Origin of the sequence: Luteimonas sp. TWI382, assembly GCF_039674545.1 — a bacterium.
Lineage (GTDB): Bacteria > Pseudomonadota > Gammaproteobacteria > Xanthomonadales > Xanthomonadaceae > Luteimonas.
This window is the reverse complement of record NZ_JBDJNS010000006.1, coordinates 21348-36870: the sequence shown is the minus strand read 5'-3', so window position 1 is coordinate 36870 and position 15523 is coordinate 21348. Positions and strand designations below refer to the sequence as shown.

The 15523-nt window shown below is 70.3% G+C and carries 16 protein-coding genes; 13 read left to right on the top strand and 3 right to left on the bottom strand.

Annotated features, from left to right (window positions below; translation table 11 throughout):
• Nucleotides 1-8: 8 nt before the first annotated feature.
• Together flgK and flgL are read left to right on the top strand one after the other, a co-directional pair.
• Nucleotides 9-1883, top strand: a complete 1875-nt coding sequence (gene flgK, locus ABE505_RS05755) for a flagellar hook-associated protein FlgK (RefSeq protein WP_346442555.1) — start codon at nucleotides 9-11, stop codon at nucleotides 1881-1883.
• Entirely contained in the window at nucleotides 1880-3082 is a 1203-nt protein-coding gene (gene flgL, locus ABE505_RS05750; protein ID WP_346442556.1) for a flagellar hook-associated protein FlgL, read from the top strand. Before flgK ends, flgL begins: the two co-directional genes overlap by 4 nt.
• A gap of 110 nt (nucleotides 3083-3192) precedes the next feature.
• Here the strand turns inward: flgL and ABE505_RS05745 are convergent, their stop codons facing one another.
• The 3 genes from ABE505_RS05745 to ABE505_RS05735 are packed head-to-tail and all read right to left on the bottom strand — an operon-like array spanning nucleotide 3193 to nucleotide 4412.
• Nucleotides 3193-3603: a nucleotidyl transferase AbiEii/AbiGii toxin family protein gene (locus tag ABE505_RS05745; protein ID WP_346442558.1), complete on the bottom strand. Its 411-nt coding sequence runs from the start codon at nucleotides 3601-3603 to the stop codon at nucleotides 3193-3195.
• Nucleotides 3575-3919 carry a nucleotidyl transferase AbiEii/AbiGii toxin family protein gene (locus ABE505_RS05740; RefSeq protein ID WP_346442559.1) on the bottom strand — a complete coding sequence of 115 codons (345 nt, stop codon included), beginning with the start codon at nucleotides 3917-3919 and terminating at the stop codon, nucleotides 3575-3577. The genes ABE505_RS05745 and ABE505_RS05740 overlap by 29 nt, the downstream gene beginning before the upstream one ends.
• On the bottom strand, nucleotides 3903-4412 hold the full coding sequence (locus tag ABE505_RS05735) for a helix-turn-helix transcriptional regulator (protein ID WP_346442561.1): 510 nt from the start codon (nucleotides 4410-4412) through the stop codon (nucleotides 3903-3905). The genes ABE505_RS05740 and ABE505_RS05735 overlap by 17 nt, the downstream gene beginning before the upstream one ends.
• 283 nt (nucleotides 4413-4695) lie before the next feature.
• On the opposite strand from ABE505_RS05735, the gene ABE505_RS05730 reads away from it, so the two are divergent.
• The 11 genes from ABE505_RS05730 (at nucleotide 4696) to fliF (ending at nucleotide 15523) form a co-directional block, all read left to right on the top strand.
• The gene (locus tag ABE505_RS05730; protein WP_346442563.1) at nucleotides 4696-6198 is read left to right on the top strand and encodes a flagellin; all 1503 of its coding nucleotides are present in this window, start codon (nucleotides 4696-4698) and stop codon (nucleotides 6196-6198) included.
• Between the two features lie 232 nt (nucleotides 6199-6430).
• Nucleotides 6431-7828 carry a flagellar filament capping protein FliD gene (gene fliD, locus ABE505_RS05725; RefSeq protein WP_346442565.1) on the top strand — a complete coding sequence of 466 codons (1398 nt, stop codon included), beginning with the start codon at nucleotides 6431-6433 and terminating at the stop codon, nucleotides 7826-7828.
• A 17-nt stretch (nucleotides 7829-7845) separates the two neighbouring features.
• Nucleotides 7846-8262, top strand: a complete 417-nt coding sequence (gene fliS / locus ABE505_RS05720; protein WP_346442567.1) for a flagellar export chaperone FliS — start codon at nucleotides 7846-7848, stop codon at nucleotides 8260-8262.
• Complete coding sequence (locus ABE505_RS05715) at nucleotides 8259-8570, top strand: hypothetical protein (protein WP_346442568.1); 312 nt, start codon at nucleotides 8259-8261, stop codon at nucleotides 8568-8570. Before fliS ends, ABE505_RS05715 begins: the two co-directional genes overlap by 4 nt.
• The gene (locus ABE505_RS05710; protein WP_346442569.1) at nucleotides 8567-9136 is read left to right on the top strand and encodes a PilZ domain-containing protein; all 570 of its coding nucleotides are present in this window, start codon (nucleotides 8567-8569) and stop codon (nucleotides 9134-9136) included. The genes ABE505_RS05715 and ABE505_RS05710 overlap by 4 nt, the downstream gene beginning before the upstream one ends.
• Before the next feature lie 76 nt (nucleotides 9137-9212).
• Entirely contained in the window at nucleotides 9213-9845 is a 633-nt protein-coding gene (locus ABE505_RS05705; protein WP_346442571.1) for a response regulator transcription factor, read from the top strand.
• A 167-nt stretch (nucleotides 9846-10012) separates the two neighbouring features.
• A complete protein-coding gene (rpoN, locus tag ABE505_RS05700; protein WP_346442573.1) occupies nucleotides 10013-11422 on the top strand; it encodes an RNA polymerase factor sigma-54 in 1410 nt (469 codons plus the stop codon).
• Between the two features lie 7 nt (nucleotides 11423-11429).
• Nucleotides 11430-11825 carry a response regulator transcription factor gene (locus ABE505_RS05695; protein ID WP_346442574.1) on the top strand — a complete coding sequence of 132 codons (396 nt, stop codon included), beginning with the start codon at nucleotides 11430-11432 and terminating at the stop codon, nucleotides 11823-11825.
• Nucleotides 11822-13240: a sigma-54 dependent transcriptional regulator gene (locus tag ABE505_RS05690; RefSeq protein WP_346442576.1), complete on the top strand. Its 1419-nt coding sequence runs from the start codon at nucleotides 11822-11824 to the stop codon at nucleotides 13238-13240. Before ABE505_RS05695 ends, ABE505_RS05690 begins: the two co-directional genes overlap by 4 nt.
• A gap of 163 nt (nucleotides 13241-13403) precedes the next feature.
• Entirely contained in the window at nucleotides 13404-13799 is a 396-nt protein-coding gene (fliE, locus tag ABE505_RS05685; protein WP_346442578.1) for a flagellar hook-basal body complex protein FliE, read from the top strand.
• A gap of 23 nt (nucleotides 13800-13822) precedes the next feature.
• Complete coding sequence (fliF, locus tag ABE505_RS05680; RefSeq protein ID WP_346442579.1) at nucleotides 13823-15523, top strand: flagellar basal-body MS-ring/collar protein FliF; 1701 nt, start codon at nucleotides 13823-13825, stop codon at nucleotides 15521-15523.

The window sequence follows — 15523 nt, the reverse complement described above, 5'->3', positions numbered from 1 at the left end:
GACCCGTCATGGCCAACGTCCTCACCACCGGCACCAGCGCCCTGATTGCGTTCCAGCGGGCGCTGTCGACCGTCGGCCACAACGTGGCCAATCTCAAGACGCCCGGCTATAGTCGCCAGCAGGTCGAGTTCACGACCGGCACCCCGCGCGACATCGGCGTGGGCTATATCGGCAGCGGCACCCGGATCAGCGACATCCGCCGCGTCGCCGACGATCTGGCCAATGCGCGGCTGATCGACAGCGGCGGCGAACTGGCCCGCTTGCAGCAACTCTCCACCCTCACCGGCCGCGTCGACAGCCTGATGTCCGAGTCGGCCACCGGCATCGCCGGGCAATGGTCGAACTTCTTCGATGCCGTCAGCGCCCTGTCGTCCAAGGCCTCGGCATCGGCCGAGCGGCAGAGCCTGCTCGGCGACGCCAAGGCGCTGACGTCGCGCTTCCAGCAATTGCACGGCGAGTTCGGGCGCCTGGCGACCGAGGTCGACAACGGGCTGGTCGCAGGCGCCACCGAGGTCAACCGGCTGGCCGGCCAGATCGCCCAGCTCAACGCACGCATCAGCAGCGCGTCGACCGCATCGCCGGACCTGCTCGATCAGCGCGACCAGTTGATCACCCAACTCGTCGGCTGGACCGGCGGCACTGCGGTGGCGCAGGACGGCGGCGCGATCAACGTGTTCTCCAGCGGCGGCCAGGCGCTGGTCGTCGGGGCGCAGGCCTCGCAACTGACCACCGTCTCCGACCCTTACCGTCCCGAACGGCAGCAGCTCGCGCTGCAGGGCACCGGCCAGACGGTGCGCATCGACGAGCGTGCGATGGGCGGACGCCTGGGCGGGCTGCTCGAGTTCCGCAGCCAGGTGCTGGACCCGACCCAGGCCGAACTGGGCCGCATCGCGCTGGGGCTGGGCATGCGCTTCAACGCCGGGCACGCCGCTGGTGTCGACCAGACCGGCGCACGCGGCGGCGATTTCTTCAGCGTGCCCGCGCCGGTGGTCTCCGGCCACACGGCCAACGCCGGATCGGCACGGCTGTCGGCCAGCGTCGCCGACCTCGCCGCGGTCGATGGCCGCAATCTGGTCGTGCAGTGGCGCGATGGCGCCTGGTCGGCCAGCGATGCGGCCACCGGTGTCGCGGTGCCGGTCGCAGGCACCGGCACCGCCGACGATCCGTTGCGGGTGGGCGGCATCGCGTTGGTCGTCGACGGCACGCCCGCGCAGCAGGACCGTTTCCTGCTGCAGCCCACCGCCCAGGTCGCCGGTGGGCTGGCGGTGGCGATCACCGATCCGGGCCGGATCGCCGCCGCGACGGCGGTGCGTGTGGATGCCGCGCTCGACAACCAGGGCAGCGGCAAGCCGTCGGGCATGCGCGTCGATGACGCCCAGGCCGCGCTCGCGGGCCCGGCCAGCATCGAGTTCCTCGACGGCGATCAGTACACGATCAATGGCGACGGGCCGTTCCCCTACACACCGGGCGCGCGGATCCAGGCCAATGGCTGGTCGTTCGTGCTCGACGGCGTGCCGGCCGCGGGCGATACCTTCACGGTCGACCCGACCGGCGCCGGCTCCAGCGACAACGGCAACGCCGCCCTGCTCGCCGGGCTCGACGACCTGCGCCTGCTCGACGGGGGCAACGTCAGCCTTAACGGCGCGATCTCGGGCCTGACCTCCGCCGTCGGCTCCACCGCCCGGCACGCGGCCTACGCCGCCGAAGCGCAGGCGGTGGTGCACACCCAGGCGGAGTCGGCGCGCGCCAGCATCTCGGGCGTCAATCTCGACGAGGAGGCAGCGAACATGTTGCAATTGCAGCAGGCCTACCAGGCCGCCGCGCAGATCATCTCCACCGCCGACACCCTGTTCCAGTCGATCCTGGGGGCGGTCCGCCGATGAGCAATCGCATCTCCACCAGCATGCTCTACCAGCAGTCGATCGCCTCGCTGCAGTCCAAGCAGGCGTCGCTGGCGCGCCTGCAGCAGCAGATGAGCACCGGGCAGAAACTGCTGACCGCCAAGGACGATCCGGTCGGCGCCGGCGCCGCGGTCGGATTGGATCGGGCGCTTGCCGAACTCGAACGCTTCGGCAAGAACGGCGACGCCGTGCGGCACCGTCTGGGGATGCAGGAAAGCGCGCTGACGCAGGCCGGCGGCATCATGGGCCGGATCACCGAGCTGACCGTGCGCGCCAACAGTGCCTCGCTGTCGGATGGCGACCGCCAGGCCATCGCCATCGAAATCACCAACCTGCGCGACAGCCTGTTGGAAGTGGCCAACAGCCCCGACGGCGCCGGTCGCTACCTGTTCGGCGGCACCCAGGACGGCAGCCCACCGTTCAGTCGGGTCGCCGGCAGCGTTGCCTATGGCGGCGACCAGACCCAGCGCCAGGTCGAGGTCGCCCCGCAACTGTTTGTCGCCGACACCCTGCCCGGCAGCGATGTGTTCCTGCGGGTGCGCACCGGCGATGGTCGCGTGGACGTCGCCGCGCAGGCCGGCAACACCGGCACCGGTCGGGTCGGCAGCTTCTCGGTCGCCGATTCGTCGCGCTGGGACGGCGGCCAGTACCGGATCGCGTTCGGCGAGGACGGCGCCTATGAGGTGCGCGATGCCGCCGGCGAAGTGGTCGCCAGCGGCACGCACGTCGACGGCGAGGCCATCGACGTGCAGGGCGTCCACGTGGTGCTTGGCGGCACGCCGGCCGATGGCGATGCGTTCGAGGTCGGCCCGGCGACGACGCGCGACGTGTTCGCGACCATCGACCGCCTGCTCGGCGCGCTGGCGCTCGATCCGACCACCGACGCCCAGAGGGCTGCGCAGCAGAATGCCCTGCAGGGCGCGATGCGCGACATCGCCACGGCGCAGGACCACTTCATCGATGCGCGCGCCGCCGGCGGCGCCCAATTGTCGGCGCTCGACGGCGCCGATAGCCTGCGCGGCGCCCAGGGCCTGACCATCGAGTCCACGCTCTCGGGCCTGCGCGACCTCGACTACGCCAAGGCCATCGCCCAGTTCAACCTCGAGAAGGTCGCGCTCGACGCCGCCCAGCTGAGCTTCGTGCAGATGCAGCGCTTGTCGCTGTTCGATCGGCTGCGCTGACCCAGGCAGCATCGCCGCGCGTCGCACGGCCAGCTACGCGCAGGGCGCCTGGACGTCCACGGCGCGTCCGCGAAACGTCTTCTGCACGAGCCCCCACGTTCGCGATACGCTCAGGCCTGCTCCATGCGCTGCAGTCTCAGCCGCAACGCGCGGAGCCGTTGCTGCAGCAAGGCTGGCGGCAACGTCATCGACATTGCTCGCATGCAACGCGCCAGGTGTTCGGGTCGGCGATGCAGCGCCTCCAGCGCCCGTTGAAGGTCTCGCACGACCACATCGCCATAGGCGCTCCGGGCCTTGGCGATGGCGGGTCGCAACGTGCTGGGCGCCGGCGCCATCATGGCCAAATCCAGGGCGTCGCGCGAGAACGCGCTGTCGTCTGCCCAGCGATCGGCGTTCGCGAGCAGCTTGCTTGCCACGAGATCGGGGCGCGTGAGCGTCGGAATGCCGCAGATCGTGTCGCGAACGCGGGGCGTGTCGAATTCGATCCTGCCCTCAGGCACGATCTCGAACTTGATCGGCACACTGTCTACATCGAGCCATGCCCGAATGCCGTATTGGTCCGCGCGAAGGGCGCGGGTCACCGTCGGTGACGTCCGACCGGCCTTCAGGATGGGCGTCAGATGTGCGACCGGCCAGCATCTGTCGCAGGCAGCGATATCCGGCAACATCCGACACCATCAGATCGATGTCCACCGATTCGCGATACTCGCCGTGGGCCAAGGCGATGGCGGTGCCACCACCGAACCAGCATTGGGCCTGGCGCAGGCGGTCGCCGTCCAACGCGTCGAGCACAGCGGCGATCCGGCGGTGATGACCGCGTTCAAACACCGAGGACATCCACGTCGAACACCTGCGACAACGCATCGATCAAGGCGCGCTCCCCGGAGGCGAGCGCCGCGATGTCCAGATGTCGCCGATTGCGCTCGTAAAGCGCCAGCGCCTCCCGCGGTGACAGGATCGTGGCGCCGTCGCCGACCTGCCACGCCAAGCGCTGCAACTGCGCGTAATCGGAGAGGCGGATCGTCAGCGGCAGCGCTGGGAGATCCGAAGGCGCGGATGCAGTCGAAGCCGCACCTGGGACTTCGATCTCGACCTCAAGCCCCAGCGCATGCACCGCCGCGAGGACATAGCCCCAAGCGACGGAGGTCTCGCCGCGCTCCAGTCGATGCCAAGTGACGCGCGACATGCCTGCAGCTTCAGCGGCGGCCGTCATGCTGATGCCCAGCGACTTGCGCCTGTCGCGCAGCCTTTGCCCGCTATACCTGGCCTGGGTTGCCACGTCGGGAACACGTTCGACAGCCACGGCAGGCTCCTCGGTTTCGTTGCTCATCCTATACATTTTGCACGGAATGCAAATGAATGGATACAAAAACTAATGAACAACAAGACTGTGTTCGGTCGCCGCGATTCGGTGCCTCCCGCGGACCTCACCTAGGCCCAGCGAACGGGCAGATGGCAACCTGTCCCATGATGTGCAACGACAACCCTAAAGCCCAGCCCCGGCACGCCGTTAATGGTGTCAGCAGAGGACAGGGCCGGTGAGACGGCAAGCCCCTGCGGAGCCACCCGGCAAGGCCCTGTACCCGCCGGATCCCTCATCCAGGAGACCAGCAATGTCCGTCATCAACACCAACACCATTTCGCTCAACGCCCAGCGCAACCTGTCGACCAACAGCGCCAGCCTGTCGACGACGATCCAGCGCCTGTCCTCGGGCCTGCGTATCAACAGCGCCAAGGACGACGCCGCCGGCCTGGCGATTTCCCAGCGCTTCAGCACCCAGATCCGCGGTGCCAATCAGGCCGCCCGCAACGCCAATGACGGCATCTCGCTGGCACAGACCGCCGAAGGCGCGCTGGGCGAGATCGGCAACAACCTGCAGCGCATCCGCGAGCTGTCGGTGCAGTCGCGCAACGCCACTAACTCCGGCACAGACCGTGCTGCGCTCAACGCCGAAGTTCAGTTGTTGAAGTCGGAGATCCAGCGCGTCGCCGAGCAGACCAACTTCAACGGCAAGAAGCTGCTCGACGGCAGCTTCCAGAACCAGGCCTTCCAGGTCGGCGCCAACCAGGGGCAGACGATCAGCGTTGCGCAGATCGCAAACGCCAACATCAGCAAGCTCGGCAACTGGAACGAAGCCGCCACTTCGGCAACGGCCACGGGCGTCGCCGCGACCGGCGGCGCGGATGCGGGCGGCGGCGCTGCCACGCCGGGCACGCTGGCCTTCGACACTGCGGGCGTCGCCAATGCGGCCGCTGCGTTCACGTTCGCGGTCAACGGCACCAACGTGGAGATCGCCGCCGCGGCCGGTCGTGACGCGGCCGGGCTGGCCACCGCGATCGCCGCGGGCATCACCGACCAGGCCGCGGGCCTGACCGCCGCCGCGGAAAACGGCGTCGTCACCTTCAGCAACACCTCCGGTGCCGCTGTCGCGTTGACCGGTGGGATCACCGGTGCGGTGGCCGCACAGACCGAAGCAGGCGCCACGGGCAGCTTCACCGCCGGCAGCTTCACGCTGCAGGGCGTGCTGCCGTCGGGCGACAACTCCGAGGCGATCACGATCAGCTACGGCGCCGCGGGCAGCGCGTCGGAGCGCGCCAGCAACCTGGTCACCGCGATCAACAACCAGAGCTACAACACCGGCGTGACCGCCGCGCTCGACGACAACGGCAATGTCGCGCTGTCGTCGGCGAATGGCAACTTCACGGTCGGCGCCGCCCAGGGAGGCGATGCCGCAGGCCTGCTCGAACAGACCGGCCTGACCGCTGGCACGACGGCGAACTTCGCCCAAGGCGCCGCCGCGACCGGCTTCGCCCAGCTCGACATCTCGTCCGAGCGTGGCGCCGAAAACGCCATCCTGGCGATGGACGCGGCCCTGAAGTCGGTCAACTCGGCCCGCGCCGACCTGGGCGCCGTGCAGAACCGCTTCAGCTCGGTCGTGGCGAACCTGCAGACCGGGTCGGAGAACCTGGCGGCCTCGCGCAGCCGCATCGTCGACACCGACTTCGCCAAGGAGACCGCCGAGCTGTCGCGCACGCAGATCCTCCAGCAGGCCGGGACCGCAATGTTGGCGCAGGCCAACCAGATCCCGCAGAGCGTGCTGAGCCTGCTGCGCTGATCGCGCCGCACATCCCGCACTGACGTGGACGCAACCCGCCTTTCGGCAACGAAAGGCGGGTTTCGCTTGTCTGCAGACCCTGTGCGGAACATACCGGCGGGACGCCGATCGTCCGCTGGCATGCAACCTGCATGTCCGACGTCGACTCAAGCGCGGCGCGTCGGCGCCGATATCCATTCCATACGGCGCGTGCCTGCACGGCGCGGCGTCGGCGGGCAACGGGAGACCGGACATGGCGGACTATTCCTTCGGCTACGGCGGCGTGGGCTCCGGCCTGGACATCAGTGCGATCGTCACCAAGCTGGTCAACAACGATCGTGCGCCGCACGACACGCGCCTGAACAAGCTCGAGACCAACGCCAAGTTCAAGCTTTCGGGCCTGGGCGGGGTGACGTCCGCATTCGACGGCCTCAAGACCGCGCTCGATGCCCTGCAAAAGCCTGAGGCGCTGGGCGCTCGTATGGTCAGCTCGCGCTCGACGACCGGCACGCCGCCCAGCGGGACCGTCACCGATACCGTGCTCGGCGCCACGGTCGGCGGCAATACGCCGCTGGGGCGTTACGAGGTCGTGGTCGAGCGCCTGGCCACCGCCCACAAGCTGGTCGGCGACGGCATCGGCAAGGCCACCAAGTTCGGGGCCGGCACCCTGCGGGTCGGGATCGGCAAGGATATCGTCGATGTCACCGTGGCCAAGGACGCCAGCTTGGCCGACATCCGCAATGCGATCACCGCCGCCGCCGGCAAGCACGGCGTGCAGGCCGCGCTGCTGACCTCCGACAAGGGCCAGCACCTGTCTCTGGGCAGCGCCAAGACCGGCGCGGCGCATGCGATCACGATCTCGGTGCTCGAGGGCGACAGCGCTCTGCACGGCCTGGTCGACGGCCTGGCGGAGCAGACGCCCGCCAGCGACGCGCGGATCGCCATCGATGGGCTGGTCAGCACCAGTGCCAGCAACACCGTCACCGATACGGTGCAGGGACTGACTCTCAAGCTCAAGGATGCCGGGACGAGCATCGTCGAGGTCGACGCCAATCCCACCGGCAGCCGCGCCGCGGTCGAAGGCTTCGTCAAGGCCTACAACGCCGCTCTGAACGCCATCACCACCGCCACCAGCTACAACGCCGAGACCAAGACGCCGTCGTCGCTGACCGGCGATGCGCAGATGCGCGGCGCCGGCTCCCAACTGCGCGGCATGATGAGCGAACTGCTCGGCGAACTCGCCGCCCAGGGGCTGGATGCCAAGACTCTGGGCCTGCAGACCCAGGGCCACCCCAATCCTAACGGCAATCTGGTGCTCGATGCCGCCAAGTTCGACGCCGCGATGGCCGAGAATCCGGCCAAGATCGCGGCGGCGTTCACCGGGCAGACCGGCATCGCCAGCCGGCTCAACGCGGTGGTCAAGTCTTATGTCGGCAAGGAAGGCTCGTTCACCTCGCGCAAGGACGGACTCGATGGCCAGCTCAAGGACATCGGCAAGCAGCGCGATGCGCTGGAGTTGCGCATGAAGGGCGTCGCCGAGCGCTACAAGGCGCAGTTCGTCGCCCTCGACAAGCTCATGGCGCAGATGAGCACCACCAATTCCTATCTCGCCCAGCAGCTCGCCGCGCTGTCGGCGCAGACCTCGAAGTAATCCCTCGGAGACGCCCGATGATGCCCCGCAACTATGCCCAGCAGTACCGACAGACGCAGTTGGAGGGCGCCGTCATGGAGGCCGATCCGCACCGGCTGGTTGCGTTGCTGCTGGCCGGCGCCTGCGAGCGCATCCGCCTGGCTGAAGCCTGCCTGGAACGGGGCGATCAGGCGCGCAAGGGCAAGGCAATCGGAGAGGCCTGCGCGATCGTCGGCCATCTCGACGGCTCGCTCGACCACGAAGCCGGCGGCGAGATCGCCGCCAACCTCTCCTCGCTCTACGACTACATCGTCCGTCGGCTGACCGAAGCCAACCTGCAGAACGACCCGACCGGCCTACGCGAGTCGCTGGCGCTGCTGGCCGAGGTCGATGCCGCCTGGGCCGCGATCGGGCCCGGCGAGGCGGCAAACGAAGCGACCGGCGCATCGGCATGAGTGGGCTCGAGGCCCTGCACCGCGACCTCGCCGCGCTCGATGCGGCGATCGCGCACGATGACGTGGAGACCGCGGCCGGCCTGCTGGACGCCTATCACCAGCGCCTGCAGGCCACGGTGGGGCCCGCAGTGGGCGCATCCGCCGGGCACGCGCCACCGGCGCCGGCGCTGCGCGCCCTGCTCGACGCCCAACTCGCGCTGACCGCACGCCTGGGCGCACGCCGCGACACGGCCGCCGCGCGGTTGCGGCAGGCACACCGTGCCAACGCGGCCTCCAGGCTCTATGCCGGACTGGAGCAGACGCCGTGAATCCGCTTGCATCGACCACGCCCGCCGAAGCCGAGGCGCGGCTGTTCGGCGACGCGCTGAGTTGCGAGCTCGACCTGCCGATGGCCATCGAACCGGCCGACGGCGCCGGCCGACAGGCCGAGGCCATCACCCTGCTGTCGGCACTCGCCCACATCGAGGACCTGCGCAAGGACGACGGCGGCGAGGACCACGGCGACCTGCCGCTGCTGGCCCAGCGCATGGACGCCAAGCTCGACCTGATCCTCGCCCTGCTCGGCCGGCTGGCGCGGCGCGACGACGGCCTGGTCGATCGCCGGCTGCACTGGTCCTGCCATGGCCTGCGGGTCGACCTGGAACCGGGCGAGCATCTGCCGCCGGGCGCGGCCGCGATCGTGCGGCTGCAGCCGGCCGACTGGCTGCCCGACCATCTGGCCTTGCCGGCGACCGTCGTGGCCTGCGAACAAGGCCATGCCGGGAGCCGGGTGTGGCTGGCTTTCGCCGGTCTGCGCGCCGACCTCGTTGAGGCACTGGACCGCCATCTGTTCCGCCTGCACCGGCGCCAGGTCGCCGAACAACGGCGGCGCTGAAACCCGCCTGCCCCGCGCTGACGTATCCTGTCCACCGGGAGGCCGCTCAGACGGCGGCCAGGAGGGGACCGGGCTGGTGCGCGTATTGATCGTCGATGACCACACGCTGGTGCGGGCCGGCCTGGACCGGCTGCTGCAGGGCTTCGACGACGTCGATGTGTGCGCACAGGCCAGCGGCGCCGACGAGGCGCTGGCGCTGAGCCTGGCCCATCGCCCGGACCTGGTGCTGATGGACCTCTCGCTGCCTGGCCGCAGCGGCATCGAGGCCATGGTCGCGATCCGCGCGCAATTGCCCGCCACCCGCGTGCTGATCATGTCGATGCACGACGACGCCCAGCACGTGCGCACGGCGATCGAACGCGGCGCGGCCGGCTTCATCGTCAAGGACGCCGCCCCGATGGAACTGGAACTGGCGCTGCGCACCGCAGCGGCCGGCGAGCTGTATCTCAGCCCACGGCTGTCGTCGCGGCTGATGGCACCGATGTTCGGCCGCCCGGTGCAGGGCGGCGTCGATGCGCTGTCCAGGCGCCAGCAGCAGATCCTCGACCTGATCGGTCGCGGGCGCAGCAGCAAGGAGATCGCCGCCGAGCTTGCGATCAGCATCAAGACGGTGGAAACCCACCGTGCACGCATGATGGAGACGCTCGGTTGCCGGCGCGCCAACGACCTGGTGCTGCTCGCCGCGCGGCAGCGGCCGGCCGGAGACTGACGCCGCGCCGCCGGAATTCCGGCGCCGATGCCGATCGGGGTGTCGGGGAAACCCCGACAGCAGTCAGGTAATCCCTTGCCGACGTGGGGAACGGCCCGATAGCGTTGCCGTCACGCCGCCTTCACGATGCCTGCACGCGTCGACGTCCGGCGCGACGGGATTCCGACATGAAGGCCTCCGCCTCGCTGCAGCTCGGCCAACAGCTGCACCTCACACCGCAGTTGCTGCAGTCCATCCGCCTGCTGCAGCTCGATGGGCAGCAGCTGGAGCTGGAAGTGCGCCGCGTGCTCGCGCACAACCCGATGCTGGAGCTCGACGAGGTCCCCGTCGCCGCGCCCGCTCCGGTCGATACCGACGCCATCCCCGATGGCCGGGTCGAGGTCGCCGCGTTCGACGAACTGCCCGACAGCACGATGTGGGACGTGCGCAGCGCGAGTTGGAGCGGCGATGACGACGGTCTGCAGCGGATCGCGGCCGAGCCGTCGAGCGATCCGCACTGGCGAATCCTGCAGCGCCTGGCGCTGGAACTTTCGGACGCGCAACTGGCGATCGCCGCGTTCTGGCTGACCCACTGCGACGAGGCCGGCTATCTGGTCGCGCCGCCCGAGACGCTCGCCGAACAGGCGCCGACGCAGCTGGGCTGCTCGGCGGCGCAAGCCGAGGCGGTGCGCCAGCGGCTGCTGGCCGGCGATCCGGCCGGCATCGCCGCCCGCGACGTGCGCGAGTGCCTGCTGGCGCAACTCGACGCCCAGCCCGGCCACGTGCCCGGCCGTCCGTTGGCCCGGCGCCTGGTCGCGGTCGCGCTCGACCTGCTGGCCGCGCACGATGTCGATGCGATCGCCCGCCGTCTCGACCGCGCGGTCGAGGATATCCACGAAGCGATCGCGCTGGTGCGCGCGCTCGATCCGCGCCCGGCCCAGACCGGCGCCCCCGTATCCGACGACGCGGTCGTGCCCGATGTCGTGGTCTGGCATGCCGACGCCGGCTGGCGCGTCGCATTGAACCCGGTCACGACCCCGCGCGTGACGATCAACGCCGGCTACGAGCGGTTGCTTGCCGATGGCGGCGAGGCCGCCGCGCCGATGCGCGAACTGCTGCAGGAGGCGCGCTGGTTCGCACGTGGCCTGTCGATGCGTTACGACACGTTGCTGCGCACCGCGCGCGTGTTGGTCGAACGCCAGGCGGCCTTCCTGGCCCAGGGCGAGGAAGCCATCGCGCCGTTGACCCTCAAGGAGGTCGCCGAGGCGATCGGCATGCACGAATCGACGGTCTCGCGGATCACCACCGGCAAGTATCTGCAGACGCCACGCGGCACGATCGAGATGAAGCGCTTCTTCGCAGTGCGCCTGGAAGGCGCGGAAGTCTCCGGCGCCGCCGTCCGGGCGATGGTGCGGCGGCTGATCGAGGCCGAGCCGCGGCACCGCCCGCTGGCCGACGACGCGATCGCCGCGCTGCTCGCACGCCAGGGCGTGCACATCGCGCGGCGTACCGTCGCCAAGTACCGCGAACAGCTCGACATTCCGCCCGCACGTCTGCGCCGCGCCCCGGCGTCCGCGCCACTGGCCCGAACGGCCTGAGACCCCCATGGACAAGATCAAGGTACTGCTGGTCGACGACCACGACGGCTTCATCAATGCCGCGCTGCGCCACTTGCGCCGACTGGACTGGCTGGACGTGGTCGGCACCGCCGGCAACGGCCTGGAGGCCATCGCGCAATCCGAGGCGCTGCGCCCGGATGTGGTGCTGATGGACCTGGCGATGCCGGAGATGGGCGGCCTGCAGGCCGCGCGGTTGATCAAGGCGCAGGACGACCCGCCCTACATCGTGATCGCCAGCCACTTCGACGACGCCGAGCACCGCGAGCACGCCACGCGCGCCGGCGCCGACAACTTCGTCAGCAAGCTGTCCTATATCCAGGAAGTCATGCAGATCCTCGACAGCCTGCGCCATCCGCAGGGCGAGCCGGGAGCGCAGCTGTGAGCGAGCCGCGCATCCTGGTCATCGACGCCGACGGCGACCGCGCCGAGCGGCTGTGCACGCTGCTCGAATTCATGGACCTGCGCCCGCGCTGGGTCGCCGAGGCCGGCGAGATCTCCACCGCGCGCCACCGGTCCAGCGACTGGGTCGCAGTGCTGGTCGGCGACATCGCCGCCGACGATGCCGCCGCGCCCGCCTTCTTCGGCTGGCTGGGCCAGGCCGGCATCGCGCCGCCGGTGCTGTTGATCGACGGCGAAGCGCCGACGTTCGCTGCCGCGCACGGCCTGCACGAGGCCGGGGTGTGGACGCTGGAATCGCCGCTGCGCCACGCCCAGCTCGAGAACCTGCTGCGCATCGCCAGCCTCAAGCGCATCGATGCCGACCGCCAGGCCTCGACCGAGCAGGGCTTCGGGCCGACCGGCAGCAGCGAGCCGGTCCGGCGCCTGCGACGCATGATCGACCAGGTGGCGCCGTTCGACACCACGGTGCTGGTGCTGGGCGAATCGGGCACCGGCAAGGAAGTCGCCGCGCGCGCCATCCACCAGCGCTCGGCCCGACGCGATGGGCCGTTCGTGGCGATCAACTGCGGTGCGATCCCGGCCGAACTGCTCGAAAGCGAGCTGTTCGGCCATGAGAAGGGCGCGTTCACCGGGGCACTGTCGGCGCGCAAGGGCCGCTTCGAGATGGCCGAGGGCGGCACGCTGCTGCTCGACGAGATCGGCGACATGAGCCTGCCGATGCAGGTCAAGCTGCTGCGCGTGCTGCAGGAGCGGTGCTTTGAGCGCGTCGGCGGCAACCAGTCGATCCGCTGCGATGTCCGCGTGATCGCGGCGACCCACCGCGACCTCGAGGCGCGGATCGGCGAGGGCCAGTTTCGCGAGGATTTGTTCTACCGCCTCAATGTGTTCCCGATCGAGATGCCGTCGCTGCGCGAACGGCGCGACGACCTGCCCGAGCTGATGGCCACGATCGCCGGCCAGCTGGCGCGCAACGGCCGCGGCGAGATCCGCTTCGCGGCCGACACGATCGAGGCCCTGGCCGGCTATGCCTGGCCGGGCAACGTGCGCGAGCTGAGCAACCTGGTCGAGCGCCTGGCGGTGCTCAATCCAGGCGGCATGGTACGCGTGCAGGACCTGCCGCAACGCTACCGCGAGCATCTGATCGACACGCCTGCGGCGCCGCAGGCGGACGTCCAAGCGCCCGCTGCGACCGCGGACGCGGCCGAACCGACGCAGTTGCCCGAGGACGGGCTGGACCTTCGCGACCATATGGCACGGATCGAGCTGGGCCTGATCCGCGAGGCGCTCGAGCGCAGCGACGGCGTCGTCGCGCACGCCGCGCAGTTGCTGGGCCTGCGCCGCACCACGCTGGCCGAGAAGCTGCGCAAGTACGGCATCGAGCGCGAACTGGCCGCCTGAGCGGACGCCGCGCCCGCCACCCGACAACCCGAGAACGCGCGCCGCCTTTGTCGGGCGGGCAAAACCGCGCATCGGGTGCGGCGCCAAGAGTCCGGCGCCACTGTCGCAAGGCCCGCGGCACGCGACTTGCATCGTCCCGGCAGGCTTCCGACACCCCGCCCCCATGAGCCATTCGGTCAATTCGATCCTCTCGCAGATCCGCAGCTTCCAGGGCCAGATGCCGGCCATGGCGCAGGCGCGCGAGACGATCGCCGCCGATGCCGCGCGCTCGGATGCGATCCCGGTCCAGGGCCTGGGCGGCGCGCAGGCGCCGGGTGGCGTCGCAGGCGCGGCGAGCCCGAGTTTCGGCGCGACGCTGCGCAACGCGATCGAGGGCGTGAACGCGGCGCAGCAGCGCAGCGGCGCGCTGGTGCGCGCGTTCGAGCTCGGCGAGCCGGGCGCGGATCTGGCCAAGGTGATGGTGGCCTCGCAGCAATCGCAGGTGGCATTCCGCGCCACGGTGGAAGTGCGCAACCGTCTGGTACAGGCGTACCAGGACGTCATGAACATGCCGCTGTGACGGCACCGGAGACCGACTGACCCATGGCGATCCCGCTTCCCAAGGATGTCTTCAACGCCGACAAGGCCGGCGGCAAGGCAGTCGAGGTGCTCGACCGGCTGGAGAAGATGCAGCTCGCCCGCCGTCTGGGCAAGATGCTGCTGCTGGCCGCGGCCATCGCCGGCGGCCTGATCGTGTTCTTCTGGTCGCAGACGCCCGGCTACGTGCCGCTGTACGCCGGCCTCGACGCCAAGGCCACGGCCGAAGCCACCGACCTGCTGCGTACCGCGCAGATCCCGTTCCGCATCGACCAGGCGACCGGCGCGATCTCGGTGCCCGAGCAGAACGTGCACGACGCCCGCTTGAAGCTCGCCGGCTCCGGGCTGACCGAGTCGGGTCGCCTGGGCTTCGAGTTGATGGAGCGCGACCCAGGCTTCGGGGTCAGCCAGTTCGTCGAGACCGCGCGCTACCAGCATGCGCTGGAGACCGAACTGGTGCGCACGATCGCAGCCCTGCGCCCGGTGCGCGACGCCCGCGTGCACTTGGCGATCCCCAAGCCCAGCGCCTTCACCCGCCAGCGCGAGGCCGCCAGTGCCTCGGTCGTGCTCGAGCTGCGCGGCGGCGCCAGTCTCGAGCGCGGACAGGTCGACGCGATCGTGCACCTGGTCGCCTCCAGCATCCCCGACCTCGCGCCCGAGCGCGTCACCATCGTCGACCAGAACGGCCGCCTGCTCAGCGACAGCCGCCAGGACCCGGACGCGGCGATGAGTGCGCAGCAGTTCGAGCAGGCGCGGCGCCAGGAGACCTCGTTCAACCAGCGCATCCGCGAGCTGCTCGAGCCGATGACCGGCGCCGGCCGGGTCAACGCCGAGGTCACCGTGGACATGGATTTCTCGGTCAGCGAAGAAGCGCGCGAGCTCTACAACGCCGAGCCGCCCAAGCTGCGCAGCGAGCAGACCAGCGAGAACAGCGCGCCCGCGGGTCCCCAGGGCATCCCTGGCGCGACCAGCAACCTGCCCGATACCGCCGCCAACCCGGCGCCGGTCGATGCGGCGGTCGCCGCGGCCGCAGGCAACACGGGCGAATCGTCGCGCAGCGCGACCCGCAACTACGAGCTCGACCGCACGCTCAGCCACACCCGCCAGCCGGGCGGCCGGATCCGCCGGGTCACCGCCGCGGTGCTGGTCGACCACGTGCCGCGCACCGGCGCCGACGGCGCGACCACGCTGCAGCCGTTGACCGCGGCCGAACTGCAGCGCATCGAGGCGCTGGTGCGCCAGGCGGTCGGCTTCGACGAGGCCCGCGGCGACGTGGTGTCGGTGATGAACGCGCCGTTCGTGCGCGAGACGCTCGACGACGTCGGCGCGGTGCCGTGGTGGCAGCAGCCGATGCTGCGCGACATCGCGCGGATCGCGCTCGGCGCGCTGGTCGTGCTGGCGCTGCTGTTCGGCGTGGTGCGCCCGGCTGTGCGCCAGATCACCGGGCCGTCGGCCAAGCCCCGGCGCGGCGCCGACCCCGAGACCGCCGAGGTCGTGCTGCTCGACGACGAGGCCGTGCCGGCGCTCGCCGACGACACCGCGCAGATCGGCGCACTGTCGGGCCCGGCACACGCGCAGGCGGCGATCGCGTTGCCGTCCGATGCCTATGAAGACCGCCTGCGGCAGGCCCGCGAGGCGGTGAAGACCGATTCCAAGCGCGTGGCGCAGGTGGTGAAGGGATGGCTGGGCGATGAAGCGACCACCTGA

Bases quoted from the DNA above. Each gene is read 5' to 3' on its own strand.
- flgK (WP_346442555.1), top strand. From the start codon at position 9: ATGGCCAACGTCCTCACCACCGGCACCAGCGCCCTGATTGCGTTCCAG.
- flgL (WP_346442556.1), top strand. From the start codon at position 1,880: ATGAGCAATCGCATCTCCACCAGCATGCTCTACCAGCAGTCGATCGCC.
- ABE505_RS05740 (WP_346442559.1), bottom strand. From the start codon at position 3,919: ATGTCCTCGGTGTTTGAACGCGGTCATCACCGCCGGATCGCCGCTGTG.
- ABE505_RS05735 (WP_346442561.1), bottom strand. From the start codon at position 4,412: ATGAGCAACGAAACCGAGGAGCCTGCCGTGGCTGTCGAACGTGTTCCC.
- ABE505_RS05730 (WP_346442563.1), top strand. From the start codon at position 4,696: ATGTCCGTCATCAACACCAACACCATTTCGCTCAACGCCCAGCGCAAC.
- fliD (WP_346442565.1), top strand. From the start codon at position 6,431: ATGGCGGACTATTCCTTCGGCTACGGCGGCGTGGGCTCCGGCCTGGAC.
- fliS (WP_346442567.1), top strand. From the start codon at position 7,846: ATGATGCCCCGCAACTATGCCCAGCAGTACCGACAGACGCAGTTGGAG.
- ABE505_RS05715 (WP_346442568.1), top strand. From the start codon at position 8,259: ATGAGTGGGCTCGAGGCCCTGCACCGCGACCTCGCCGCGCTCGATGCG.
- rpoN (WP_346442573.1), top strand. From the start codon at position 10,013: ATGAAGGCCTCCGCCTCGCTGCAGCTCGGCCAACAGCTGCACCTCACA.
- ABE505_RS05695 (WP_346442574.1), top strand. From the start codon at position 11,430: ATGGACAAGATCAAGGTACTGCTGGTCGACGACCACGACGGCTTCATC.
- fliE (WP_346442578.1), top strand. From the start codon at position 13,404: ATGAGCCATTCGGTCAATTCGATCCTCTCGCAGATCCGCAGCTTCCAG.
- fliF (WP_346442579.1), top strand. From the start codon at position 13,823: ATGGCGATCCCGCTTCCCAAGGATGTCTTCAACGCCGACAAGGCCGGC.